Source organism: Sutcliffiella sp. NPDC057660 (genome assembly GCF_042800035.1).
GTDB lineage: Bacteria > Bacillota > Bacilli > Bacillales > Bacillaceae_I > Sutcliffiella_A.
In genome coordinates this window covers 114,395-139,621 of record NZ_JBHVHV010000005.1, presented here as the reverse complement: position 1 = coordinate 139,621, position 25,227 = coordinate 114,395, and the positions used below count along the sequence as shown (strand labels likewise).

At 42.7% G+C, this 25,227-nt stretch carries 22 protein-coding genes; all 22 read left to right on the top strand.

What is annotated here, in order from left to right:
- The first annotated feature begins 40 nt into the window (after positions 1–40).
- The 22 genes from ACFVAD_RS06845 to recA all read left to right on the top strand — a co-directional run bounded on the left by ACFVAD_RS06845 (position 41) and on the right by recA (position 25,100).
- Entirely contained in the window at positions 41–1,006 is a 966-nt protein-coding gene (locus tag ACFVAD_RS06845) for a polysaccharide deacetylase family protein (RefSeq protein ID WP_386637429.1), read from the top strand.
- Between the two features lie 30 nt (positions 1,007–1,036).
- On the top strand, positions 1,037–2,278 hold the full coding sequence (locus ACFVAD_RS06840; protein WP_386637427.1) for a M16 family metallopeptidase: 1,242 nt from the start codon (positions 1,037–1,039) through the stop codon (positions 2,276–2,278).
- Between the two features lie 78 nt (positions 2,279–2,356).
- Positions 2,357–2,599, top strand: coding sequence for a YlmC/YmxH family sporulation protein (locus ACFVAD_RS06835; RefSeq protein ID WP_386637425.1), 243 nt, complete (start codon positions 2,357–2,359; stop codon positions 2,597–2,599).
- A 557-nt stretch (positions 2,600–3,156) separates the two neighbouring features.
- Positions 3,157–4,053, top strand: a complete 897-nt coding sequence (dpaA, locus tag ACFVAD_RS06830; protein WP_386637423.1) for a dipicolinic acid synthetase subunit A — start codon at positions 3,157–3,159, stop codon at positions 4,051–4,053.
- 1 nt (position 4,054) lies between these two features.
- On the top strand, positions 4,055–4,654 hold the full coding sequence (locus tag ACFVAD_RS06825) for a dipicolinate synthase subunit B (RefSeq protein WP_386637421.1): 600 nt from the start codon (positions 4,055–4,057) through the stop codon (positions 4,652–4,654).
- Between the two features lie 131 nt (positions 4,655–4,785).
- Entirely contained in the window at positions 4,786–5,826 is a 1,041-nt protein-coding gene (gene asd, locus ACFVAD_RS06820; RefSeq protein ID WP_386637419.1) for an aspartate-semialdehyde dehydrogenase, read from the top strand.
- Between the two features lie 159 nt (positions 5,827–5,985).
- A complete protein-coding gene (gene dapG / locus ACFVAD_RS06815) occupies positions 5,986–7,257 on the top strand; it encodes an aspartate kinase (protein WP_386637418.1) in 1,272 nt (423 codons plus the stop codon).
- Positions 7,250–8,122 (top strand): 4-hydroxy-tetrahydrodipicolinate synthase, encoded by an 873-nt coding sequence (dapA, locus tag ACFVAD_RS06810; protein ID WP_386637416.1) that lies wholly within the window; start codon positions 7,250–7,252, stop codon positions 8,120–8,122. Before dapG ends, dapA begins: the two co-directional genes overlap by 8 nt.
- Before the next feature lie 243 nt (positions 8,123–8,365).
- Complete coding sequence (locus ACFVAD_RS06805; RefSeq protein ID WP_386637414.1) at positions 8,366–10,030, top strand: ribonuclease J; 1,665 nt, start codon at positions 8,366–8,368, stop codon at positions 10,028–10,030.
- Between the two features lie 634 nt (positions 10,031–10,664).
- Complete coding sequence (locus tag ACFVAD_RS06800) at positions 10,665–11,417, top strand: ClpP family protease (RefSeq protein WP_386637412.1); 753 nt, start codon at positions 10,665–10,667, stop codon at positions 11,415–11,417.
- The gene (locus ACFVAD_RS06795) at positions 11,414–11,629 is read left to right on the top strand and encodes a YlzJ-like family protein (RefSeq protein ID WP_386637410.1); all 216 of its coding nucleotides are present in this window, start codon (positions 11,414–11,416) and stop codon (positions 11,627–11,629) included. The genes ACFVAD_RS06800 and ACFVAD_RS06795 overlap by 4 nt, the downstream gene beginning before the upstream one ends.
- A 332-nt stretch (positions 11,630–11,961) precedes the next feature.
- Complete coding sequence (locus ACFVAD_RS06790; protein ID WP_386637408.1) at positions 11,962–14,313, top strand: DNA translocase FtsK; 2,352 nt, start codon at positions 11,962–11,964, stop codon at positions 14,311–14,313.
- Positions 14,314–14,953: 640 nt separating this feature from the next.
- Positions 14,954–15,679 carry a GntR family transcriptional regulator gene (locus ACFVAD_RS06785; protein WP_386637406.1) on the top strand — a complete coding sequence of 242 codons (726 nt, stop codon included), beginning with the start codon at positions 14,954–14,956 and terminating at the stop codon, positions 15,677–15,679.
- A gap of 483 nt (positions 15,680–16,162) precedes the next feature.
- Positions 16,163–17,440, top strand: a complete 1,278-nt coding sequence (yfmF, locus tag ACFVAD_RS06780) for an EF-P 5-aminopentanol modification-associated protein YfmF (protein ID WP_386637683.1) — start codon at positions 16,163–16,165, stop codon at positions 17,438–17,440.
- Positions 17,441–18,724 carry an EF-P 5-aminopentanol modification-associated protein YfmH gene (gene yfmH / locus ACFVAD_RS06775; RefSeq protein ID WP_386637404.1) on the top strand — a complete coding sequence of 428 codons (1,284 nt, stop codon included), beginning with the start codon at positions 17,441–17,443 and terminating at the stop codon, positions 18,722–18,724.
- 83 nt (positions 18,725–18,807) lie between these two features.
- Positions 18,808–19,524 (top strand): elongation factor P 5-aminopentanone reductase, encoded by a 717-nt coding sequence (gene ymfI / locus ACFVAD_RS06770; protein WP_386637402.1) that lies wholly within the window; start codon positions 18,808–18,810, stop codon positions 19,522–19,524.
- A 68-nt stretch (positions 19,525–19,592) separates the two neighbouring features.
- Positions 19,593–19,850 carry a DUF3243 domain-containing protein gene (locus ACFVAD_RS06765; RefSeq protein ID WP_386637400.1) on the top strand — a complete coding sequence of 86 codons (258 nt, stop codon included), beginning with the start codon at positions 19,593–19,595 and terminating at the stop codon, positions 19,848–19,850.
- Between the two features lie 288 nt (positions 19,851–20,138).
- Positions 20,139–20,930, top strand: a complete 792-nt coding sequence (locus ACFVAD_RS06760) for a DUF3388 domain-containing protein (protein WP_386637398.1) — start codon at positions 20,139–20,141, stop codon at positions 20,928–20,930.
- 22 nt (positions 20,931–20,952) lie between these two features.
- The gene (locus ACFVAD_RS06755; RefSeq protein WP_386637396.1) at positions 20,953–21,846 is read left to right on the top strand and encodes a helix-turn-helix domain-containing protein; all 894 of its coding nucleotides are present in this window, start codon (positions 20,953–20,955) and stop codon (positions 21,844–21,846) included.
- A 109-nt stretch (positions 21,847–21,955) separates the two neighbouring features.
- Positions 21,956–22,534, top strand: a complete 579-nt coding sequence (gene pgsA, locus ACFVAD_RS06750) for a CDP-diacylglycerol--glycerol-3-phosphate 3-phosphatidyltransferase (protein ID WP_386637394.1) — start codon at positions 21,956–21,958, stop codon at positions 22,532–22,534.
- Positions 22,535–22,566: 32 nt separating this feature from the next.
- Positions 22,567–23,817 (top strand): competence/damage-inducible protein A, encoded by a 1,251-nt coding sequence (locus tag ACFVAD_RS06745; protein ID WP_386637392.1) that lies wholly within the window; start codon positions 22,567–22,569, stop codon positions 23,815–23,817.
- A gap of 242 nt (positions 23,818–24,059) precedes the next feature.
- Complete coding sequence (gene recA, locus ACFVAD_RS06740) at positions 24,060–25,100, top strand: recombinase RecA (RefSeq protein ID WP_386637390.1); 1,041 nt, start codon at positions 24,060–24,062, stop codon at positions 25,098–25,100.
- Positions 25,101–25,227: the final 127 nt, after the last annotated feature.

The following is a 25,227-nucleotide window of genomic DNA, read 5'->3' as shown; positions in this document are numbered from 1 at the left end:
CCCTTCTACATAAATTCTAGTAGAAAGGGGGAAGGCTAGAATGAAAAGATCAATTTTACAGCTGGCAGCTTTTACGATTGTAGCTTTTTTTACATATAAAACGGTGAGTCATCCAAACCCGGAGGATCTTACCAAATCTCTGTCACTTAATCTTTCGGAAGTTTCCAAGCAGAAGGATGCTTTATACGGAGAGATAGAAGAGAAGGCACAAGACTACGAGGTTGCAGCCCAGGATGCCAAGATAGATAAGGTATGGAAAGCGCAACCGGGCCTGAACGGGCTGAAGGTCAACGTGGAAAAATCGTATGAAAATATGAAGAAAAATGGTGTATTCGATGAGAAAAAGCTTGTAATGGATCAGGTAGCGCCAAAGGTTCATCTGAGTGATCTCCCAGCTTCCCCCATTTACCGCGGACATCCCGAAAAACAAATGGCTTCTTTCTTGATAAATGTGGCATGGGGAAATGAACATATTCCCGGGATGCTTGAAACATTAAAGAAACATGGGGTACAAGCGACGTTTTTCCTTGAGGGGCGGTGGGTCAAGGAGAATCCTTCCATGGCGAAAATGATTGTCGAAGCAGGGCATGAAGTGGGCAACCACTCCTATACCCATCCAAATATGAAGACACTTGGCTCAAATGCAGTTCGGGAACAGTTAGTGAAAACAAACGAAGTGATAGAAGCGATTACAGGCAACGATGTCGTATGGTTTGCACCGCCGAGTGGAAGCTACCGGGATGAGGTTGTCGCAATTGCTCATGACTTGAAGCTTGGCACTATTATGTGGAGTGTGGATACAATCGATTGGCAGCGTCCGGAGCCTAATGTGCTGGTCAATCGGGTGATGGGGAAAATTCACCCAGGTGCCATGATCCTTATGCATCCCACACCATCAACGGCGCAGGCATTGGAAACGCTTATCATCTCAATTAAGGAAAAAGGGCTGGAACTAGGATCTGTTTCCTCTTTGCTAAGTGAAGAGAGAATCGAACATCACCACTAGAATTGGCAGACTTGAATAGGAGGATTATCGTTGCTTACTAAACATACATGTTCAAATGGAGTTAGAATCGTAGTAGAAAATATACCACATGTCCGCTCTGTCGCAATCGGCGTCTGGATCGGTACCGGTTCTAGAAATGAAGACCATGAAAATAATGGGGTATCCCATTTCCTGGAGCATATGTTCTTTAAAGGGACCAAAACGAAGAATGCAAGAGAAATAGCAGAGGCCTTCGATTCCATTGGCGGACAGGTGAATGCTTTTACTTCAAAAGAATATACATGCTATTACGCAAAGGTAATGGATGAACATTCCGATTATGCTCTTGGTGTTCTGGCAGATATGTTCTTCCATTCCGTCTTTGATGAGGAAGAGCTGAAAAAAGAAAAAAATGTCGTGTACGAAGAAATTAAAATGTATGAGGATGCTCCTGACGACATAGTCCATGATGTGTTAAGCAGAGCCTCCTATGGAAATCATCCACTTGGCTATCCAATACTGGGTACAGAAGGTACGTTATCCACTTTTAATGGAGATACATTGCGAAATTATATGAAGGAAACCTATACTCCAGATAATGTAGTCATTTCGGTGGCAGGGAATATTGAAGATTCTTTCATAAAAGAAATCGAAGCGCATTTTGGAAGCTATGAAACTGGATTCTCCAAACGCGACTATGTAAAGCCCGCTTTTGAAACGGGACGCATTGCAAAAAAGAAAACAACAGAACAGGCCCATCTATGCCTTGGATACAATGGCTTACCGATAGGCGATAAAGACATTTACAATCTGATTGTACTGAATAATGTATTGGGCGGGAGCATGAGCAGCCGTCTATTCCAGGATGTACGTGAAGAGCGTGGACTTGCCTATTCCGTCTATTCCTACCATTCCACTTATCAGGACAACGGGATGCTGACCATCTACGGTGGAACTGGCAGCAGTCAATTGGATTTGCTTTTTGAAACGGTCCAGCAGACTCTTGAAAAGCTGAAAGCGGATGGAATAACTCAAAAAGAGCTCGTGAACAGTAAAGAACAAATCAAGGGCAGCCTGATGCTGAGCCTCGAGAGTACCAATAGCCGCATGAGCAGAAACGGTAAAAACGAACTGCTACTGGGCAGACATCGCTCACTTGATGATATATTGGAACGGATCAACAGCATTACAGAGGAGTCTGTCAACAGCCTGGCAAAGAAAATCTTCACGGATGAATATTCTGTCGCGTTGATCAGCCCTGATGGAGAACTGCCAAATTCCCTAAAAGAATAAATATTTCGCCTGCTGGGAAAACTAGCAGGTTTTTTTTCGTTAGCTCCTTAATATAGTAGTTATAAGGAGGCGATGCGTATGAGACTGAGTGAAATGAGCGGAAAAGAGATCGTGGATGTAAAACGCGCCGAAAGATTAGGAATCTTGGGACATACTGATTTGGAAATCAACGAAAATACGGGGGAAATCAGATCACTGATCATCCCCTCGGTAAAATGGTTCGGACTGAAGAAAGAGGGAACCGATATCCGCGTGCCCTGGCAGCATATCAAGAAAATTGGAACGGATATGATCATCATTGATATTCCGGATGAGGAATAGTGAGAGACCCGGCTTGTTGCCGGGTCTTTTGCGTTCATATTACAAATGTAATATGAAGGGTTTTTCCGCTAAGCAATCCAGTTGAAATCCTCATCATAAGGTCGATGAAGGGTTTTTCCGCTAAGCAATCCAGGTGAAATCCTCATCATAAGGTCGATGAAGGGCTTTTTCGCTAAGAAATCCAGTTGAAATCCTCATCATAAGGTCAATGAAGGGCTTTTTCGCTAAGAAATCCAGTTGAAATCCTCATCATAAGGTCGATGAAGGGCTTTTTCGCTAAGAAATCCAGATAAAATCCCCATCATAAGGTCGATGAAGGGCTATTTCGCAATGAAATCCAGATAAAATCCCCATCATAAAGTCGATAAACAGATTTCAATCTCTTTTTAAGTCAGAACTATCCCCACAAACCTACCAAAAATCCCCTATTCAACTTCCCTGTACCTTTATCCCCCTATTCAATCACAGAATTTCTTTGGATGACATAAGATGTGGAAGTAAGAAAAGTTGAGGTTATGGTTTCAATACTTTCACGAAATAGAAGAAGGTGAACTTATATGCTGACCGGAATGCACATAGCTGTCATTGGCGGTGATGCAAGGCAGCTGGAAGTGATTCGTAAGCTTATTGAGCTGGACGCAAAGCTTTCGCTAGTTGGATTTGATCAATTGGATCACGGCTTCACTGGTGCTTCAAAAGAGCAAATAGATGAAGTGGATTTCTCCACGGTTAGTGCCATTATCCTACCTGTTCCAGGGACGAATTTAGAAGGGCAAGTGGATACCATATTTTCGAACGAAAAGATTAGTTTGACGGAAGAACTTGTTAAACAGACTCCTGCCCATTGCACCATCTACTCCGGAATTACCAATAGCTATCTGGATCTTCTCGTAACAAGCACCGGACGGAAACTGGTGCAATTGTTTGAGCGGGATGACGTCGCTATTTATAATGCGATACCAACCGTTGAAGGAACTATTATGATGGTTATCCAGCACACGGATATTACGATCCATCATTCAAAGGTGGCGGTGCTGGGGTTGGGTAGAGTAGGGATGAGTGTTGCACGTACATTTGCAGCACTTGGAGCAAATGTACGAGTGGGAGCAAGAAAATCAGAGCATATTGCCCGGATTTTTGAAATGGGATTGGCTCCTTTTTCATTGAAGGATCTATCCTCCCATGTTTCAGATGTGGATGTGGTCATCAACACCATTCCGCATATGATAGTAACTTCTGATGTAATTTCAAAAATGCCCGCACACACTTTGATTATCGACTTGGCATCCAAACCGGGTGGCACGGATTTCCGCTATGCAGAAAAAAGAGGAATAAAAGCATTACTGGCACCAGGGCTTCCAGGCATTGTTGCTCCGAAAACAGCTGGTCAGATAGTGGCCAATGTGCTGTCACAGTTACTTAAGGAAAGCATGGATGGGAGAGGGGAGAGTTAATATGGATTTAAAAGGAAAACGATTAGGGTTTGGATTAACCGGTTCACACTGCACATACGATGCGGTGGTGCCTGAGTTGAAAAAGTTAGTGGATGCAGGAGCAGACGTCCTTCCAGTGGTTTCATTCACCGTTCAGAATACCAATACCCGTTTCGGTGAAGGGGAAGCGTGGATCAAAAGAATAGAGGAAATAACAGGCAACAAAGTGATTGATTCCATTGTAAAAGCCGAGCCACTTGGTCCGAAAATCCCCTTGGATTGTATGGTCATCGCGCCATTGACCGGGAATTCCATGAGCAAGTTGGCCAATGCACTGACAGAATCACCAGTACTGATGGCTGCAAAAGCCACACTCCGCAATCATAAGCCGGTTGTGCTGGGTATTTCCACCAATGACGCATTAGGGTTGAATGGGATGAATCTTATGAGGCTGATGTCCACAAAGAACATCTATTTCATTCCATTTGGTCAGGATGCACCGGAAAAGAAACCGAATTCGATGGTTGCCAGAATGGAAATGTTGGTGCCGACAGTACTGCATGCGCTTGAAAATAAACAAGTACAGCCCGTCATAGTTGAACGTTACAAAGATGACCTATAGAATATACTGATGCGGGAAGAGAAGAAAAAGTTAAATTTTCTTCTCTTCTTTATTTGAGTAATGTGATAAAATTAAAAATTAAGTATGAATGTTTATACTATTTTATTTGTTATGGAGAGGTGCTTGAATAGATGAAAGGTTATCATGTAGCAGTAGTAGGGGCAACAGGGGCAGTTGGACAACAAATGCTTCATACATTAGAAGAAAGAAACTTTCCGATTGAGAAGCTGACACTATTGTCATCAGAGCGCTCAGCAGGTAAAAAAATCAAGTTTAAAGGCCTGGAATATACAGTTGAAAAAGCAGAACCGGCGAAATTCGACGGTGTTCAAATAGCGTTGTTCAGTGCAGGAGGCAGCGTTTCCAAGGAGCTGGCTCCAGAAGCGGCCAAAAGAGGTGCTATCGTCGTGGACAATACGAGTGCATTCCGTATGGATCCGAATGTACCGCTTGTTGTACCTGAAGTGAATGAATCAGATCTGAAGGATCACAATGGGATCATTGCCAACCCTAACTGCTCCACCATCCAGATGGTAGTGGCGCTTGAACCGATCCGTCAGAAATTCGGATTATCAAAGATCATCGTTTCCACCTATCAGGCAGTTTCCGGTGCAGGAGCGGCTGCCATTGACGAACTAGAGTCCCAATCCCAGGCTATCCTGAACAAAGAGGAATTCACTCCTGGAATACTTCCTGTAAAGGGTGACAAAAAGCATTATCAAATCGCATTCAATGCCATTCCGCAAATTGATAAGTTTGAAGACAATGGCTTTACATTTGAAGAACTCAAAATGATCAATGAAACAAAGAAGATCATGCATGCACCTGATTTGCAGGTTGCGGCAACTTGTGTACGCTTGCCAGTTGTCACAGGACATTCCGAGTCTGTATATATTGAAATTGAGGACGAAAATGTGAATGTTCAAGATATTAAAGCGCTGCTTCAAGATGCGCCTGGTGTGGTGCTGCAAGATAAACCGGAAGAGCAGCTGTACCCGATGCCTGCATATTGCGTTGGCTTGAATGATGTGTTTGTCGGACGAATCAGACAAGACCTTGATAACAAAAAAGGGTTCCATTTATGGGTTGTTTCCGATAATCTTCTAAAAGGCGCAGCCTGGAACTCCGTGCAAATTGCAGAAAGCTTAGTTGAAATAGGAATTGTAAAATAAAATTCCCAACTCGAAAGGTCCAGATTTCTTCCGACCTTTTCTTTTCTGCTGTAAACTCCACCTCATTTCTTGAACAATGACATTCCAATCCATCAGGTACTATTTTGACAGCATGTTTCGTATGTATTATGGATGTTTAAAACAAAGAGGTGCCATGACATGAAGATAATTGTTCAAAAATTTGGTGGAACGTCTGTTAGGGATGAAAATAGCAGGGAATGTGCTTTCATGCATGTCAAAAAGGCAGTAGGAGAGGGATTTAAGGTAGTGGTGGTGGTTTCTGCTATGGGACGAAAAGGTGAGCCCTATGCTACAGATACCCTCCTAAGCTTGATTGGCAGTGGAAGTCACTCAGTTTCCAGACGTGAAATAGATAGTTTATTGTCTTGCGGGGAAATTATTTCCTCTGTTGTTTTCAGTAACATGCTCATTCAAAAAGGGTTGTCGGCAACATCATTCAATGGCCCACAGGCTGGATTTCGCACGAATAATGATCATACGAATGCTCGCATCGTTGATATGAAATGTGATCGGCTTTTGGAAGCGTTGGATAAACATGATGTCGTGGTGGTTGCAGGGTTCCAGGGAGAGGCAAAAAACGGGGACATCTGCACAATAGGGCGAGGGGGGAGCGATACCTCCGCCGCTGCTCTGGGCTCCGCATTACAAGCTGAGTGGATCGATATTTTCACAGATGTGGAAGGTGTCATGACCGCAGATCCGAGAATTGTAAAGGATGCCCGCCCACTAACTGTCGTTACGTATAATGAAATTTGCAATATGGCCTATCAAGGGGCTAAGGTCATCCATCCTCGTGCAGTGGAGATAGCCATGCAGGCAAAGATCCCGATTCGTATCCGTTCCACATATTCGGAGTCACATGGCACCCTTGTGACCACTTTGGATAAGGTAAGCAAAGGGTCAGATGTGAAAGATAGGTTGATCACAGGAATTGCCCATGTTCCGAATGTGACACAAATTAAAGTGTATGCAAAAGAAGGAAATTACGGGATTCAGACAGAAGTATTCCGTGCAATGGCAAACGAGCAGATCAGCGTAGATTTTTTCAATATTTCACCTACTAGTGTGGTATATACAGTAACAGACGAAATGAGTGATAAGGCAATATACGTCTTGCAGAAATTAGGCTATGAGCCCAAAGTGACCCGCCATTGCGCGAAAGTTGCCACTGTCGGAGCAGGTATGTCAGGTGTGCCTGGTGTGACTGCGAAGATTGTGACGGCCTTATCGGAACTTGGTATTCAGATTCTTCAATCGGCAGATAGCCATACAACCATTTGGGTCCTTGTCAGACAGGATGATATGATTCAGGCAGTGAACGCTTTGCACAAAGCTTTTAATCTGGCAAAAAAACAACTAACCATTCTACAAGCAGTAGTAGATGAAGGAGAGATTCAAGTACATGATTAATTTTGGTAAAGTTTTAACAGCTATGGTGACACCATTTGATAACAACGGAAATATAGATTTTGAGAAGACGACCCTTTTAGTGAACCATTTGATCAAAAATGGAACAGATGCATTGGTTGTAGCAGGTACAACCGGTGAATCACCTACTCTATCAACAGAAGAGAAGCTGGCATTATTCAGTCATGTTGTAAATGTGGCAGCTGGCCGGATTCCAGTTATTGCCGGGACAGGAAGCAATAACACTAGAGCGTCAATCGAGCTGACGAAGAGGGCTGAAGAAATCGGTGTGGATGCGATCATGCTTGTCGTACCATACTATAATAAACCTACACAAGAAGGCATGTATCAGCATTTTAAAGCCATCGCTGCAGAAACTTCCCTGCCTGTGATGCTTTACAATGTCCCAGGCAGAACTGTCGCAAACATGAGTGCAGACACTACTGTCAGATTGGCTGAAATAGACAATATCGTGGCGGTGAAAGAAGCAAGCGGAAATTTGGATGCCATGACGGAAATAATCGCGAATACATCTGATGACTTTTTGCTATACGGCGGTGATGATGGACTTACATTGCCAGTTCTATCAATCGGAGGTATTGGAGTAGTCTCGGTTGCTTCCCATGTCATAGGCAACGAAATGCAGGAAATGATTCAAGCTTTCGAGGATGGGGAACACGCGAAAGCTGCAAAACTCCATCAAACATTGCTGCCTATCATGAAAGGTATGTTCAGCGCACCAAGCCCAACACCTGTCAAAACAGCCTTGCAGCTTAAAGGCATGGATGTAGGAGGGGTAAGGCTTCCGTTAGTGCCACTTTCCCAAGAAGAAAGAGAAACGCTGACTGCCCTTTTAAAAACCATATAAACTTATAAATATAGACCAGGGTTCTTTTTTTAGAGACTTTGGTCTTTTTTGATTTTTCTGGATTGTGTGATATTCATAATATTTCTTGTATTCCAATTCTTGCATACGTTATAATATTGTCAAATGACTGAGCGGGTATTCTTTTAGCTAAATAGCCTAAGTAACGTTTCAATTCTAAACAGCATAAAAAGAAGAAAGCATATTTGTCATCCAATTTTTTATATACATATAGGAGGGAAGACTGTGAGTACAGCAAAGACAGAGAAGCTAAGAGTATTTTCCCTTGGAGGCGTTGGAGAAATCGGGAAAAACATGTACGTGCTTGAAATCGATGAGTACATATATGTGATAGACGCAGGTGTGATGATTCCGGAGGATGGGATGCTTGGGATTGATATGGTGATTCCAGATGTTTCATATCTTTTTGAAAATAAAGATAGAATACAAGGCATATTCTTGACACATGGGCATGAAGAGCATATTGGAGCTTTAGCATATATCCTCAGAAAATTAAAAATACCGGTATATGGGACGAAGTTGACCTTGGCCCTTGCAGAAGAGCTTGTCAAAGGCGAAGGGCTTTCAGAACAAGTTACCTTCCACGAAATTAACGGGGACACCGTACTGGATCTTCCAAAAACGGAAGTCACCTTTTTCCGCACCAATCATAGCATCCCAGATTCAGTGGGAATCTGTTTCCGTACATCCCAGGGGGCAATTGTACATACAGGTGACTTTAAATTTGATCAATCCCAATTGGCTGAAACCGCTGATATCGGGAAAATGGCAAAAATCGGGAACGAAGGAGTGCTATGTGTTCTCTCCGACTGCATGAATGCAGAAAAGCCGGGATACACCATTTCAGAAGGGATTGTAAAACAGGAAATCGCCGATGTGGTATACAATGCAAGGGGCAGAGTATTTGCAGCCTGCCTGGCAACTAATCTTGCCAGAATACAGCAAATCGTCCAGGCAACTATCGAAAGCAATCGAAAGCTGGTTATCGTATCCCACCCAACCAATAAAATTTTGGATATTGCAATGAAGCTTGGCTATCTGGAAATACCGGAGGAAATAATCATTCCAGTCAACGAGATGGGCAATACAGATGATGAGAGAATAGTCGTCCTTACCATCGGCACACATTCGCAGCTGATGACATCCTTATTGAAAATGGCGAAAGGTACACATAAGCATGTACAGATTCAGGAACATGATGTGGTGATGATTGCCGCTTCCCCATCCCCAGGCACAGAGCTTACCGTAGCCAAGGCTATAGATAAAATCTACCGCGCAGGGGCAATGGTGATTTATGGGCAAAAGAAGATTCACGTTTCAGGTCATGGCTGCCAGGAAGAATTAAAGCTAATGCTTAATCTTCTAAAGCCGAAATTTGTCATACCTATACAAGGTGAATATAAAAGGCAGATGGCACTTTCCAAAGTAGCAAAAAGTGTCGGCATAAAGGATAATTCGATCTTCCTTCTTGAAAAGGGGGAGGTCATGGAATTCAATGGCGAAGAAGCGAAATATGGAGGGAAAGTGTTTGCGGGCAATGTCCTTATTGATGGTTTAGGTGTTGGGGATATAGGTAATATCGTCCTTCGCGACCGACGTCTTCTTTCACAGGATGGAATCATGATCGTGGTGGTTTCCATAAACAGAGGGCAGAAAACGATTGTTGCAGGACCTGAAATCATCTCTAGGGGCTTTGTCTATGTACGGGAGTCTGAGCAGCTGCTGGAAAAAGCGAACGAAATCGTTACCGGAATCCTTGATCAGGCGGTAAAAGAGCATGTGATGGAATGGTCAAGTCTGAAGCTGAAAATCAGGGAATCCCTGAACCAGCACCTATATGAGAAAACAAGAAGAAGACCAATGATATTGCCAATCATCATGGAAGTATAAATGAATAGACCAAGCCGTCAGGGAGTTGCATCCCTGGCGGCTTTTTTCTTTCTTTTCATTGTTGCTATTCTGAAAAAATGTTCACATCAAATATTGCCCGTTGATTTCCGCTCCGGACACTTGCTTTCCGCGGGGACGGATGGGAGCCTCCTCGGCTTCGCCTGCGGGGCCTCCCATGCCCTCTACTTTCCCGCAGGAGTCAAGTGTCCTCCGCTACAATCAACTCACGGGTTAATCATTATTTACTATGGGAAGAGCTTTAAGAACAATCAATTTTGCAACTGAAATGAAATATTGAGACAAAATCCAATTTTTCTACCTTAGTAAGGCAAATTTACTACTTTGAGTCGCCCCAGTTGGTTGGAGTGCAAGGCGTGAGACTCCTGCGGGAGCAGCGTGTCAAGGGAGACCCCACAGGCGCAAAAGCGCCGAGGAGGCTCCCAAAGCCGCCCGCGGAAAGCGAATGCCTGGAACGGAGACCAACAGGGTGTTTAAGGTTGACACTTTATCTTTAGCCCAGCCCTATTTTTAAAGCAACAATCTTTACTAAAAGATCAAAGAATGAAATCGTTCTTTGGGTTAATACTAGAATAGATTAGTTTTTCCTAACTGTTAGACGAAAGGAGCAATTAGCGTGACGGAATTTACATACCAGTCTTCAGGGGAGCCACCCCAGGAACCCAATAAACAGGATGCCGGAAAGGATTCTATAGTAAATAAAATTCAACAGCTTGGCCAAACAAATGTGCCACAGATGCCTGCAGATTCAAAAATACATTGTTTGACAATCGTTGGACAGATCGAGGGGCATGTCCAATTGCCGCCTCAGAATAAGACAACGAAATATGAGCATGTCATCCCACAGATCGTTGCCATTGAACAGAACCCTAATATAGAAGGCCTATTGGTCATTCTGAACACTGTAGGGGGGGATGTGGAAGCCGGTCTTGCGATATCCGAAATGCTGGCATCCCTTTCTAAACCGACTGTGTCGCTCGTTTTGGGGGGTGGCCATTCAATCGGGGTGCCAATTGCTGTGTCCTGCGACTATTCCTTTATTGCTGAAACGGCAACAATGACCATTCATCCGGTACGACTGACCGGTCTCGTAATAGGAGTTCCTCAGACATTTGAGTATTTGGACAAAATGCAGGATCGAGTCATCAACTTTGTGACAAAGAACTCCAATGTCACCGAAGAGAAATTCAAGGAGTTGATGCTTTCCAAAGGGAACCTGACCAGGGATATTGGGACCAATGTTGTTGGGTCTGATGCAGTGGAATACGGGCTGATTGATCAGGTTGGTGGTGTTGGAGAGGCCATAAAGAAACTTAATGAGCTAGTCGAGGCACGCCAGGAACATTTGGAAGGGAAGTTGCTTCAATGATTTTATATACGACCATGCCGCAGGAGATCATTTTTCCTGCCGACAACAGCGAATATGAAAAGCAGCGTGTAGTTGCCTATAATGGAATTTCGCTTGTTGTTCAGCAGACGGAAATGAATTCCTATCAGATTGTGCGCAATCTCAGTACCGACCCCGCTCACTACCTGAATAGTGATTATGCTCCCGGTCAAACTATTTACCTAGGTCCATAATACATTGCTGTTTTCGCATACATTGTTGCATACAGCGTAAACACGTAATTTTACTTGCATTCGTGCTCTTTTCCCGTGTAAATGATATAATTATTCCTTGAATAATATGGGGAGAAATGCTGTAAAAAATCCAAAAGCCGATTTTTTACGGACATAAGCAACAAACTTTACGAAAAGAGCTTAATACAAAAAGCCGGGTAAAGCATGATATTTTCAGTAAACTACCTTTCAAGAAGAATGGCTTATGATATAATACAAGCATCAGAGGAAAAAGCAGCCATTTTTGTTGGCTGCTTTCTTCTTCTCATTATGGTGTTAGATAGGTGAATAAAATGTCAAAGCGGAAAAAAAGACCGAGTAAAAATCGAAATGAATGGAAAAGAACGGTCACCTTTGAGGTGATTGGCCTGTTAATGCTTGCCGTAACATGTATTGCCATAGCCAAACTGGGTATGGTAGGGCATGCCTTTGTTTTGGTATTCCGCTTCTTTAGCGGAGAATGGTATATGCTCATGCTGCTTGGCTTGTTGATTCTATCAGGCTATATAATCTGGAAGCGAGATCTGCCACCCTTTTTCACAAGGCAGTTGGTAGGTATATATGTCATCATCATGTCGGTACTCCTATTGAGTCACGTCTCTTTATTCAAAATGTTATCCAGAGGAGGAACATTTGCAGATCCTTCTGTTATTGCAAATACATGGGAATTATTCTGGTTTGAAGTGAATGGGGAAACCAGTACAACCGATTTGGGCGGAGGCATGATTGGAGCAGTTCTCTTTGCACTATTTCACCTACTATTTGAGGCAAAAGGTGCACAATGGATAGCAACAATCTTTATTGTGATCGGAATTATCCTCGTTACAGGCAAATCATTGAACGATACAGTCATCAAAGTGGCAGTGGGACTTTTTACTTTTACAAAAGAACAGTGGTTGGCCTTTACAGAAGATATGAAGGTGTGGAGAACGGACAGCAAGAAACGAAAAAAAGAAAAACAATCCGTAAAAGCTCAAAAAGATCCGGAAGTGAAACCTACATTAAAAGAAGAAGTGGTAGTAATAGAGGAGCCGGGAGACGAAGTAATTGCCCCACCGATCATTTCCTCCTTCAATGATCGGTCTGAACATATGCAAAAAGGGGAAGGTACAAAGAAGCCGAAGTCCGCTGCTGAAGGTAAGTCTGAAGTGGAACCAGAGGAGGAACTGGATGTATCAATTGCAGCTCCGATGGCATTCACGGAAGTGGAGAACAAGGAATACCAGCTACCTCCCTTGGATCTATTGAACGAACCTATTACCAATCATCAGACTACGGAGCATGAAAATATCTATCAGAACGCCCGTAAGCTTGAAAAAACATTCGCAAGCTTCGGGGTAAAGGCGAAGGTCACAAAAGTCCATTTAGGACCTGCCGTCACCAAATACGAAGTGTACCCTGATGTGGGTGTGAAAGTCAGCAAGATTGTGAACTTAAGTGATGACCTGGCACTTGCGTTGGCTGCAAAGGATATTCGTATAGAAGCACCGATCCCTGGGAAGTCGGCGATTGGAATTGAAGTGCCTAACAACGAAGTGGCTATGGTTTCACTTCGGGAGGTATTGGATACAAAACAGGCTGAAAAGCCGGATGCCAAGCTGCTTATCGGGCTTGGAAGGGATATCTCCGGGGATGCTGTAGTGGCGGAATTGAACAAAATGCCGCATCTACTTGTTGCTGGTGCGACCGGAAGCGGAAAAAGTGTCTGTATAAATGGCATCATCACAAGTATTCTTGTACGGGCGAAGCCGCATGAAGTAAAAATGATGATGATCGACCCTAAAATGGTAGAACTAAACATGTACAATGGTGTACCGCATTTGCTAGCGCCTGTAGTGACAGATCCTAAAAAAGCATCACAGGCCCTGAAAAAGGTCGTAAATGAAATGGAACGAAGATATGAATTGTTTTCCCATACGGGTACGAGAAATATCGAAGGTTACAATGATTATATCAAGAGGCATAACCAGGATGAAGAGGCAAAGCAGCCTTCCCTTCCATATATCGTTGTAATTGTGGACGAGTTGGCTGATCTCATGATGGTTGCCTCCTCCGATGTGGAGGATTGCATCACAAGGCTTGCACAGATGGCTCGTGCTGCAGGGATTCACTTGATCATCGCAACCCAGCGACCTTCCGTTGATGTCATTACAGGGGTCATCAAGGCGAACATTCCTTCAAGAATAGCCTTCAGTGTATCCTCCCAGACAGACTCCAGGACCATTCTTGATATGGGTGGTGCAGAAAAGCTGTTGGGACGCGGTGATATGCTATTCCTTCCTGTAGGTGCATCCAAGCCTGTCAGGGTGCAAGGTGCCTTCCTGTCGGATGAGGAAGTGGAACGTATAGTAGACTTTGTCATTGACCAGCAAAAGGCACAGTACCAAGAGGAGATGATTCCTCAGGATATCAATGAAGAGGTGGAAGCAGTGGAAGATGATCTGTATGATGATGCGGTTCAGCTTGTCCTTGAAATGCAAACAGCTTCGGTATCCATGCTTCAGAGACGCTTCAGGATTGGATATACAAGAGCGGCACGCCTTATTGACGCGATGGAAGTCAGAGGGGTTGTTGGCCCTTATGAAGGCAGTAAGCCAAGGAACGTCTTAATGTCCAATTCCCACAGCGAAGACGTTGGATCATAAGAATGGAGGATAACAGTTTTCTGTTATCCTCTTAATTTTATGCTGTTTTCGCATTCATTGCTGTTATAAAGATAAAATGTAACCATTAAATGTTGCCCGTTGATTTCCGCTGCGGACACAAGATTCGCCGGGGACGGATGGGAGCCTCCTCGGCTTCGCCTGTGGGGTCTCCCATGCCCTCTACTTTCCCGCAGGAGTCAAGTGTCCTCCGCTACAATCAACTCAGTTTCTTTACATTGTTTGCTCTACTGAAGTAAAAAAATTAGACAATGCCGATTTTCAAACTTTAAAGAAGCAAATTATATACTATGATTCACCCCTGTTGGTTGGAGTGCAAGGCGTGAGACTCCTGCGGGAGCAGCGTGTCAAGGGAGACCCCGCAGCGCAAAAGCGCCGAGGAGGCTCCCGAGGCCGCCTTAGGATAAGCGAACGCCTGGAACGGAGACCAACAGGGCGTTTAATGTGGACATCTTATCTTTAGTCCAGCTCTATGCTTAAAGAAACAATTTTGATTAAAAGAGACTAATTTTATTTTCAAATACTTTATTTTCTATTTATTTTACGGGAGAAAAGTGTTATATTATTTTGGATAAAAGGGCATATATAAATTGTTTTGTAAACGGTTAATGGGGGAAGAATTATGTCAATTCGGTCAGACAGTAGGCATTTATACTTACTAGTGGTAGATAAATTAAAACAGGATATCGAGGATAAAATATATAAGGAAAAAGAAAAGCTGCCTTCCGAATTTGAGCTGTCACGCCGATTAGGTGTCAGCCGCGCCACTCTCAGGGAAGCGCTTCGAGTTCTCGAAGAGGAGAATATCGTTATCCGGCGTCATGGAGTGGGGACATTTGTCAATTCCAAGCCGGTTTTCTCTTCAGGAATTGAGCAATTGAACAGTGTGACGGAAATGATCTCACAAGCCGGCATGAAAGCGGGCACGATTTTCCTGACGTCCACCATTGAAAGTCCAACGGAAGAGGACATCAAGAAATTCGATGATCCTTCCATGGAGGAGCTTTTGCATTTTGAACGGGTAAGAACAGCGAACGACCTGCCAGTGGTTTACTGTATCGATAAAATCCCTACAACGATTGTGGAAGACTACCAATCTTACAAAAATGAGTCATTGCTTGAGCTATTGGAAAAAGTTGCGGGCAGAACCGTCTCCTATGCAGTGGCCCACATTGAACCATTAGGCTACCATGATAAAATCTCTCCAATTCTCGAGTGCGAACCGGAGACTGCATTATTAGTGCTAAAACAGATGCACTACGATCAAAACGATGAACCGATTCTCTATTCCTTGAATTATTTCAGAGCGGATAAATTCAGCTTCCACGTCCTAAGAAAACGTCCATAATCACCGCACACAAAGTGACTTCCAAAATGGGGGTCACTTTTCTTTTTTAAGGTTCGGTAAACGAAGAGTTTTGAATATAGCACAACGCTAGCTGATGATTGGAGCAAAAGGCGGATACTCCTGCGGGATTTAGCGGTACGCTGGAGACCCCGCAAGGCGAAGCCTGAGGAGGCTCCAGCATCGCCCCGCGGAAAGCGCAGCCTTTTGAGGAAATCATCAGCGGTCTTTTAACACGTTTTTTCATAAATTAACCATAATAATATTATGTAAATAAAATGAACAAAAACCTCTCACTAAAACTTGTAATACTTTCTAATAAACCTTTATATTGGAACTAAGACTATTTTTCATGAAATAATGAAAGAATAGTACTGACTTGTTTGAAATAGTAATGAATACTATGCGAAAATTGAAAACCTGCCTGCTATGTGGAAAGTTAAGATGTGAAATTATTATACAATCTAAGGAGGAGATATCTTGAAGCTGATCGATGAACGAACATTTTCCCTCAATGGGGTGAAAGTTCATAATGTATCAACAGATAAATTTAAAACAAATACGCTGGTCCTTAAATTGATGGCACCACTTTCCGAGGAAGATGTCACTCTCCGAGCGCTGCTGCCTTATGTGCTTCAAAATGGCACAAAATCTCATCCCAAGTCTTCGCATTTCCGTGGATATCTCGATGAACTTTACGGTGCAAGCCTGGCGGTGGATTTGAGCAAAAAAGGGGAGTCACACATCATCACTTTTCGTTTGGAAATTGCGAATGAAAAGTTCCTAAAGGATACAACTCCTCTGTTGGAAAAAGGCATTCAGCTTCTTAGTGAGGTTCTCCTCCAGCCGGTTGTTGAAGGCGATTCCTTCGCTCAAGCCACTGTAGAAAAAGAAAAAAGAGCCTTAAAACAAAGAATTCAATCTGTTTATGACGATAAGATGAGATACGCAAGCCAAAGGTTGATAGAAGAAATGTGCAGTGATGAGCCGTATCGCCTACAAGCAAATGGCCAAAGCGAACAGGTGGATGGTATAACTGCTCAATCCCTTTATGAGTATTACCAACAAATGCTAAAAAACGATGATATCCATCTATATGTAGTCGGAGATATTAAAGAATCGGAAGTAAAGGCTTTTGTTGAGAAATATTTCACCATCGAGGATCAAGGAGAAAAAAAATCTTCTGTAATTACTGAGCATCCAAAGCTTTCCAAAGAGCCGAATGAGGTGGTGGAACGCCAAGATGTGAAACAAGGAAAGCTTAATATGGGCTATCGGACAAATGTAACGTTCAATGATGATCTATACTATGCCCTGCAAGTCTTCAATGGGATATTCGGAGGTTTTTCCCACTCCAAGCTATTCATCAATGTGAGGGAAAAAGAAAGCCTTGCATACTACGCTGCGTCAAGGGTTGAAAGCCATAAAGGGTTGCTTCTTGTAATGTCCGGCATTGATTTCTCAAATTATGATAAAGCGGTCAACATTATTCATAAGCAAGTGGAGGCGATGAGGCAAGGTGAATATACCGATGCAGAAATCGCACAGACAAAAGCTGTCATTAAAAATCAAGTGCTCGAGACAATTGATACTGCACGGGGATTAATCGAGGTTCTCTATAATAATGAAGTTGCGGAAGCTGATAAACCGGTAGACCTTTTCCTCGAAGGTATCGAAAAGGTCACCAAGGAAGAGATCCAGCAGGTTGCCAAGCAGGTCGAACTGGATACAATCTACTTTTTAACGGGAAAGGAGGCAGAATAAATGGAGAAAATAGAATTCAGCCAACTGGCAGAAACCTTATATCATGAAACCTTGGATAATGGACTTCAGGTTTACCTATTGCCTAAAGATGGCTTCCACAAAACCTATGCCACCTTTACAACCAAGTATGGTTCGATCGACAATCAGTTCATCCCTATTGACGGAGACGAGTACTTGCATGTACCTGATGGAATCGCACACTTTCTCGAGCACAAGCTGTTTGAAAAAGAAGACGGAGATGTTTTCCAGGATTTCAGTAAGCAGGGTGCATCGGCCAATGCCTTCACCTCATTTACCAGAACAGCCTATCTATTCTCCAGTACATCAAATGTTGAAAAAAATCTGGAAACATTGATGGACTTTGTTCAGAGTCCATACTTTACAGAAAAAACTGTGGAGAAAGAAAAGGGGATCATCGGACAAGAAATCACCATGTATGAGGATAACGCAGACTGGCGTGCCTACTTCGGCTTGATTGAAAGCATGTTCCATCATCATCCAGTGAAGATTGACATTGCAGGTACAAAAGAATCCATTGCAAAAATCACGAAGGATCTGTTGTATACCTGCTATGAAACGTTCTATCATCCAAGCAATATGCTGTTATTTGTTGTCGGACCAATGGATACGGAAAAAATGATGCAATTTATAAAAGAAAATCAAAGTAAGAAAACATTCAAGGAGCCAAAGGAAATAAAAAGGCATTTCGAAGAGGAGCCTACCACCGTACACGAGGCGAAGAAAGTGCTGAAAATGAATGTCCATACTTCCAAAAGCTTACTTGGAATCAAGGAGTCAACTCCCGATAAACAAGGTGAGGAGCTCCTGAAGCACGAACTAACTGTCAATGTGCTATTGGATCTTCTGTTTGGAAAAAGTTCCGATCACTATCAAAAGCTTTACGACGACGGTCTTATCGACGAAACGTTCGCCTATGACTACACAGGAGAGAATGGATTTGGTTTTGCCATGCTTGGCGGAGATACAGCCAATCCGGATAAGCTTGCTGAAAAGCTGAAAGAGATTCTGCTGTCCTTAGATCCTTCCTCCATTAAAGAGGATGAATTGGAACGGATAAAGAAAAAGAAAATTGGATCCTTCCTGAGGGCATTAAATTCACCAGAGTTCATTGCCAACCAGTTCACAAGGTATGCATTCAATGAAATGGATCTATTCGAGGTAATCCCTCAGTTGGAAAAAATCACATTACAGGATCTCTCTGACGTGGCGAAAGCCCTTATTAAAGAAGAGGCTTTCACCGTTTGTCAGGTAGTGCCGAAATAAAACAGGTCGATTCAACTGTGCAAAAGTACGGTTGAGTCGACTTCTTTCCTTTAATCGAATTTTAAGTTATGAAGGTGAATCTATTGCAAAAAAGAGCATTGATTATTGGGGCAAGTGGGGATATTGGTAAAGCGATTGCTGAAAATCTATTGGAAGAAGGGTATTTTACCTATCTTCATTATAATCGGGATCGGCGTGCAGTCGACCAGATGGAAAGGAGATTTGGGAGTGATCAACTTGTAGCCATACAAGCCGATTTGGCAAGTAAGGATGGAGTAGGTCTATTAAAGAATGAAATAGCTGACAAGCTGGATTGCATCATTTATAATGCCGGGTCGGCCTTTTACGGCCTTATGACAGATATTGATGAAACAACAAAAATGAATATGATACAACTTAACATAACATCGTTATATTCAACTATCCAGTTGTTCCTTCCTGATATGATCAGAAAAAAGGCAGGTAACATAGTGGTCATCTCTTCTATCTGGGGAGAAATTGGAGCATCATGTGAAGTGCTGTATTCCATGACCAAAGGCGCTCAAAATTCCTTTGTCATGGCATTGGCCAAGGAAGTGGCTTTAAGCGGAATCCGAGTAAATGCCATTGCTCCCGGTGCAGTAAATACAAAGATGCTACACCATTTTTCAAAGGAGGAAAAGGATGCCATGGCAGAAGATATCCCGATGGGCAGACTTGCCGATCCTTCTGAAATTGCCAACTCTGTTTCTTTCCTGGTTTCTGATAAAGCTTCCTACATAACGGGACAAATTTTAGGCGTTAATGGAGGATGGAATTAAGAATATGCATATTTTTTCTCCTGCAAGACATACTAACTCTTGAACATATGTGGAAGGAGGAGTTAATTATGTCAGTGTTGGATAATTGGGATCAATGGAAAGGGTTTTTAGGTGATCGCCTGAATCATGCAGAGCACGAAGGAATGGATCACGGTGCCATTTCACAGCTTGCATATGAAATCGGAGACTACCTTGCCCAAGAAGTGGAAGCAAAAAATCCGCAGGAACGCGTATTGGCAGACCTATGGAAAGTGGCAAGCCCGGAAGAGCAGCATGCCATTGCTAACATGATGGTAAAGCTTGTTCAAAATGACGGTTCACACTAAGAGAGGCTAATTCCTCTCTTTTTTTTTGCACATTTACGGTACTTTTTGTAGATAAACAATTTCTGAAATCGGTTGGGCCTTGAATAGCCCATTCCGCCCGAAATTTTGAATTTGCGCCCGATATCCCTGGATTATCGCCCGAAAAACAAATTTTCCTCCCGAACGCAATTTGACGGGTATATCAAATTTTTATTCATAATACAGGAATTACTTTCTAATTTACTTATTATTAGCTATTATAGAAGTTATAATGGTGAACGTAACGTTTTGATGGACGGGAGTGGTTTGATGGAGAAAAAAGAGTGGTATTTAGAATACCAGATACATATTAACAGGCCAGGTCTTCTTGGAGATATAGCGTCTTTACTCGGAATGCTCTCCATAAATATCGTAACAATCAATGGAGTGGATGACTCGAGACGGGGCATGCTTTTGTTAAGCGATACAAATGAGCAAATAGTCCGTCTTGAATCTATCCTGAATACAATGGATAATATAACAGTAACAAAGCTTCGAGAGCCAAAACTTCGTGATCGTCTGGCTGTTAGACATGGAAGATACATACAACGAGATGCAGACGACAAAAAAACTTTCCGCTTTGTAAGGGAAGACTTGGGCTTACTAGTTGACTTTTTAGCAGAGCTGTTCAAGCAGGAAGGGCATAAACTGATTGGAATCAGGGGAATGCCAAGGGTAGGGAAAACCGAATCCATCGTTGCCTCAAGCGTTTGTGCAAATAAACGTTGGCTATTTGTTTCCAGCACCCTGCTAAAACAAACGATTCGCAGTCAGTTGATTGAAGATGAATATAGTGAGGACAACCTCTTTATTATTGATGGAATTGTTTCTACGAAAAGAGCAAATGAAAAGCATTGGCAGCTGATACGGGAAATTATGAGATTATCTGCAGTGAAAGTGGTTGAACATCCTGATGTTTTCGTGCAAAATACAGAATATAAACTTGATGATTTTGACTATATTATTGAATTGAGAAATTCGGAGGACGAAGAAATAACTTACGAAGTTGTGCAATCCAATAATATGTTCGAAGATAATCCTTTTGGAGGCTTTGATTTTTAATAATGTTGGAAGGTGTTAGGTAGTGACAGAACTCGGAAACAGACTGAAGCAGGAACGTGAAGCAAAAAAGATGTCCCTAGAGGATCTACAAACGACAACAAAGATTCAAAAAAGGTACTTGATAGGTGTGGAAGAAGGAAACTATTCCATTATGCCTGGCCAATTCTATGCCCGTGCATTCATCAAACAGTATGCCGAGGCGGTCGGACTCGATCCGGAAGAAATATTTGAAGAATACAAAAATGATATACCTGTAAAAGAGAAAGAGGATTTACCGCAGCTTTCCCGTGTGAAAACGCGAAAACAAGTGCCTGCAAAAAGCACCAAGTCCTGGAAATTCCTGCCTATTCTATTTACAATTTTAGCAATTGTAGCAATATGCGCCATTGTTTATACGGTTGTCATCAGCCTGTCAGGTGGAGAAGGAAATGATGCAGATCAAGCTGCACGGGATACGCAGCCTGCAGAAATAGATGCTCCTAATCAAGATGCCGAGCCTGAAGAAGAGGAAACGGCACCGGTTGAGGAAGAGAAGGATCCTGCTGAAGATGAGAAACCGGCTGAAGAGGAAACTCCGGCTGCTGGAACGTTGAAGGAGCTAGAAAAGAGCGGCTCAAATGCTACTTTGGAATTGAGTGGTACGGATCAATTTTTTGTGGAACTAACATCTCCAGGTGAAACATGGATTGAAATCGATAATGAAAAAGGTAAAAATTTTCTTTATGGTCTGGTGAAAAAAGAAGACGGGGCCAAAAAAATTGATTTGTCAAATGAAACAGAAGTTAGTTTTAAAGTGGGTAGGACTTTTGAGACAGATATAAAGATTAATGGAAAGCCATTCGTGTTTCCATTTCCGACAGATCAGAAAACTACACAGACATTCACTATTAAATTTGTAAAGAATGGAGAACAATAAAGTCATCGGCATGATGGCTTTTTTTGTACACATTAATCTCATATGATTAGACAAACAACCCATATTTATGTATATTGGAAAAGCAATATTGAATGTTGGAGGAATGAATGTGAATTTACCTAATAAAATTACCGTTTCAAGAATTGTGTTAATTCCAGTATTCATGGTATTAATGCTTGCGCCTTTAGATTTAGGAGAACTGGCAATCGGACAAGAAACCATACCCTATGCACATCTATTCGGAGCCCTCATATTTATCATTGCCTCCGTTACTGATTGGGTGGATGGCTATTATGCAAGGAAGCTTAACCTTGTGACCAATCTAGGGAAATTCCTGGATCCGTTAGCTGATAAGCTTCTTGTTTCCGCAGCATTAATAGCTCTAGTGGAACTTCAGATGGCTCCGGCCTGGATCGTCATCCTGATCATCAGCAGGGAGTTTGCAGTAACAGGTCTCCGTCTTGTGTTAGCAGGGGAAGGGGAAGTTGTCGCAGCAAATATGTTGGGAAAAATCAAAACCTGGGCCCAAATTATTGCAGTATCAGCATTATTATTACATAACATACCATTTGAAATGATTTCCGTACCATTTGACACGATTGCACTTTGGGTTGCGCTGATTTTCACCCTTGTATCAGGGTGGGACTATTTCTATAAAAATAAAGATGCAATTCTTCGGTCAAAATAAAAGCTTCATTTTGATAGAGGGGAGAGAAGGACATGTTTAGGAGTGCAGAAATCATTGCTGTAGGTTCTGAGCTGCTTCTGGGGCAGATATGCAACACGAACGCACAATTTCTGTCCAAGCAGTTGGCGGAACTTGGAATCAATGTTTATTTTCATACAGTAGTCGGGGACAATCCTGATAGACTGACCACAGCTATACATACCGCAAAAAAGCGGGCCGATCTTCTCATATTCACTGGAGGACTTGGACCAACCAAAGATGACCTGACCAAAGAAACGATATCGAAGGTTCTTCAAAAGGATCTTGTAATGGATGATGAGGCATTAACAAATATTGAAGCCTACTATCAAAAAACAAAAAGAACGATGAGTGAGAATAATAAAAAGCAGGCTATCGTTCTAGAGGGATCTACAGTGTTACCGAACGATTACGGAATGGCGCCGGGTATGGCTCTTACCGGCCAAAATCACACTTATATGCTACTGCCTGGTCCTCCAAAAGAGCTGCAGCCAATGTTCCTGAACTACGGAAGGGAATTTATCCTCTCAAAGCTTGGTGTGAAGGAACAGATAGTTTCAAAGGTTCTGCGCTTTTTTGGAATTGGTGAGTCACAGCTTGAAACAGACATCGAAGATTTGATTGAGCGGCAGACAAATCCTACTATTGCGCCTTTGGCAGGAGACCACGAAGTAACCTTGCGATTGACGGCGAAGCACCATTTGGAAGAAGAAGCGAATAGGTTGATCAGTGTTACGGAAAAACTTATTCAGTCCAGAGTGGGCGAGCACTTTTATGGTTACGACGAAGATACGATCTTTTCCGTCCTTTTTGGGAAAATACAGCATTCCAACTATACACTCAGCAGTGCTGAGAGTTTGACGGGAGGACTGTTCTCTGAAAAGATGACTGCCTTTACCGGTGCCTCCGAGGTGATAGAGGGCGGTATTGTTTGCTACACCAACGAAATCAAAAAGAATGTATTAGGTGTTTCCGAACAAACACTGGAGCAGTATGGTGCGGTTAGTGAAGAGTGTGCTGCAGAAATGGCTGAACGTGTGAAAGACTTATTTAAGACGGATATCGGAGTCGGCTTCACTGGAGTTGCAGGACCTGGTACTATGGACGGGAAACCGGTAGGGACCGTATTTATTGGTCTGGCCCTCCCAAGTGGCAGAACTGTGGTTCATTCTATCCTGTTGGCTGGTGGAAGGGACTCCATCAGGCAAAGAACAGTGAAATATGGTTGTCATTTCCTGTTAAAGGAATTATTCAAAAGCAGCTGATATCCTCAGCTGCTTTTGTTTTAGGGAGTAAACAAAAACCGAAAAAAGTTTTTTAAGTCGGTCCGCTCTCATAAAAAGTACAATTCGGTATAGGGAAATTGTTATTTTTGATCTATTTTCAATTATAAAAAAACCGAATGGATGTTCGTTTTTTGGTTGCCAAACACACTGAAAAGAGGTATAGTTAGATTAGTTAATAGATATCAATTATTGAGTTTCATAGATATAAAGGAGGAAATTGAATGAGTGATCGTAAAGCGGCTTTAGATATGGCATTAAAACAAATAGAAAAACAGTTCGGTAAAGGTTCCATCATGAAGCTGGGTGAACAGGCGGAGCGTAAAATCTCCACAATGCCAAGTGGCTCCCTTGCATTGGATGTAGCATTGGGTGCCGGCGGATATCCACGAGGAAGAGTAGTGGAAATCTATGGTCCCGAATCTTCAGGTAAAACAACAGTTGCCCTTCATGCAATCGCTGAGGTACAGCAGCAGGGTGGACAAGCAGCATTTATCGATGCCGAGCATGCACTTGATCCTGTATATGCGCAAAAATTGGGTGTAAATATAGATGAATTGCTTCTATCACAGCCGGATACCGGGGAACAGGCCCTTGAAATTGCAGAGGCGCTTGTAAGAAGTGGTGCTGTTGATATCATAGTAGTCGATTCAGTTGCAGCGCTAGTTCCAAAAGCGGAAATTGAAGGGGAAATGGGAGACTCCCATGTTGGTCTTCAGGCTCGACTTATGTCCCAAGCACTTCGTAAGCTTTCCGGTGCAATCAATAAATCCAAAACCATTGCGATCTTCATCAACCAGATCCGTGAAAAAGTCGGTGTCATGTTCGGTAACCCTGAAACCACACCAGGCGGGCGTGCGCTTAAATTCTATTCTTCCGTACGTCTAGAGGTTCGTCGTGCTGAGCAATTGAAGCAAGGTCATGACATTGTCGGAAATAAAACGAAAATTAAAGTAGTGAAAAATAAAATTGCCCCTCCTTTCAAGGTGGCGGAAGTGGATATCATGTATGGAGAAGGGATCTCCAGAGAGGGAGAGGTCATTGACATGGGCTCTGACCTGGATATCGTACAAAAAAGTGGATCTTGGTATTCCTATAATGAGGAACGATTAGGCCAAGGCCGTGAGAATGCCAAGCAGTTCCTGAAGGAAAACAAGGAAGTGCGACAAGAAATTTATCAACTAATCCGTGATCACCATGGTCTTGATAAAGATTTGACAGCTCCTCCGGAGGAAAATGACCAAGAGGAACTTCTCGATTTTTAATTTTCGATTAGTTAAGTGCTTGTATCGATTTTTCTTGCACAGTACCTGTTTGCACAGTGGTACTGTGCTGGAGAAGAGTCGGTCCGGCACTTTTTTTTGGTCGAAAACCATGAAGTTATACCTATTT

What these genes read in the sequence shown, in the direction of transcription:
- ACFVAD_RS06845 (WP_386637429.1), top strand. Translation starts at nt 41, where the DNA reads ATGAAAAGATCAATTTTACAGCTGGCAGCTTTTACGATTGTAGCTTTT.
- ACFVAD_RS06835 (WP_386637425.1), top strand. Translation starts at nt 2,357, where the DNA reads ATGAGACTGAGTGAAATGAGCGGAAAAGAGATCGTGGATGTAAAACGC.
- dpaA (WP_386637423.1), top strand. Translation starts at nt 3,157, where the DNA reads ATGCTGACCGGAATGCACATAGCTGTCATTGGCGGTGATGCAAGGCAG.
- ACFVAD_RS06825 (WP_386637421.1), top strand. Translation starts at nt 4,055, where the DNA reads ATGGATTTAAAAGGAAAACGATTAGGGTTTGGATTAACCGGTTCACAC.
- asd (WP_386637419.1), top strand. Translation starts at nt 4,786, where the DNA reads ATGAAAGGTTATCATGTAGCAGTAGTAGGGGCAACAGGGGCAGTTGGA.
- dapG (WP_386637418.1), top strand. Translation starts at nt 5,986, where the DNA reads ATGAAGATAATTGTTCAAAAATTTGGTGGAACGTCTGTTAGGGATGAA.
- dapA (WP_386637416.1), top strand. Translation starts at nt 7,250, where the DNA reads ATGATTAATTTTGGTAAAGTTTTAACAGCTATGGTGACACCATTTGAT.
- ACFVAD_RS06795 (WP_386637410.1), top strand. Translation starts at nt 11,414, where the DNA reads ATGATTTTATATACGACCATGCCGCAGGAGATCATTTTTCCTGCCGAC.
- ACFVAD_RS06790 (WP_386637408.1), top strand. Translation starts at nt 11,962, where the DNA reads ATGTCAAAGCGGAAAAAAAGACCGAGTAAAAATCGAAATGAATGGAAA.
- ACFVAD_RS06785 (WP_386637406.1), top strand. Translation starts at nt 14,954, where the DNA reads ATGTCAATTCGGTCAGACAGTAGGCATTTATACTTACTAGTGGTAGAT.
- yfmH (WP_386637404.1), top strand. Translation starts at nt 17,441, where the DNA reads ATGGAGAAAATAGAATTCAGCCAACTGGCAGAAACCTTATATCATGAA.
- ACFVAD_RS06765 (WP_386637400.1), top strand. Translation starts at nt 19,593, where the DNA reads ATGTCAGTGTTGGATAATTGGGATCAATGGAAAGGGTTTTTAGGTGAT.
- ACFVAD_RS06760 (WP_386637398.1), top strand. Translation starts at nt 20,139, where the DNA reads ATGGAGAAAAAAGAGTGGTATTTAGAATACCAGATACATATTAACAGG.
- ACFVAD_RS06745 (WP_386637392.1), top strand. Translation starts at nt 22,567, where the DNA reads ATGTTTAGGAGTGCAGAAATCATTGCTGTAGGTTCTGAGCTGCTTCTG.
- recA (WP_386637390.1), top strand. Translation starts at nt 24,060, where the DNA reads ATGAGTGATCGTAAAGCGGCTTTAGATATGGCATTAAAACAAATAGAA.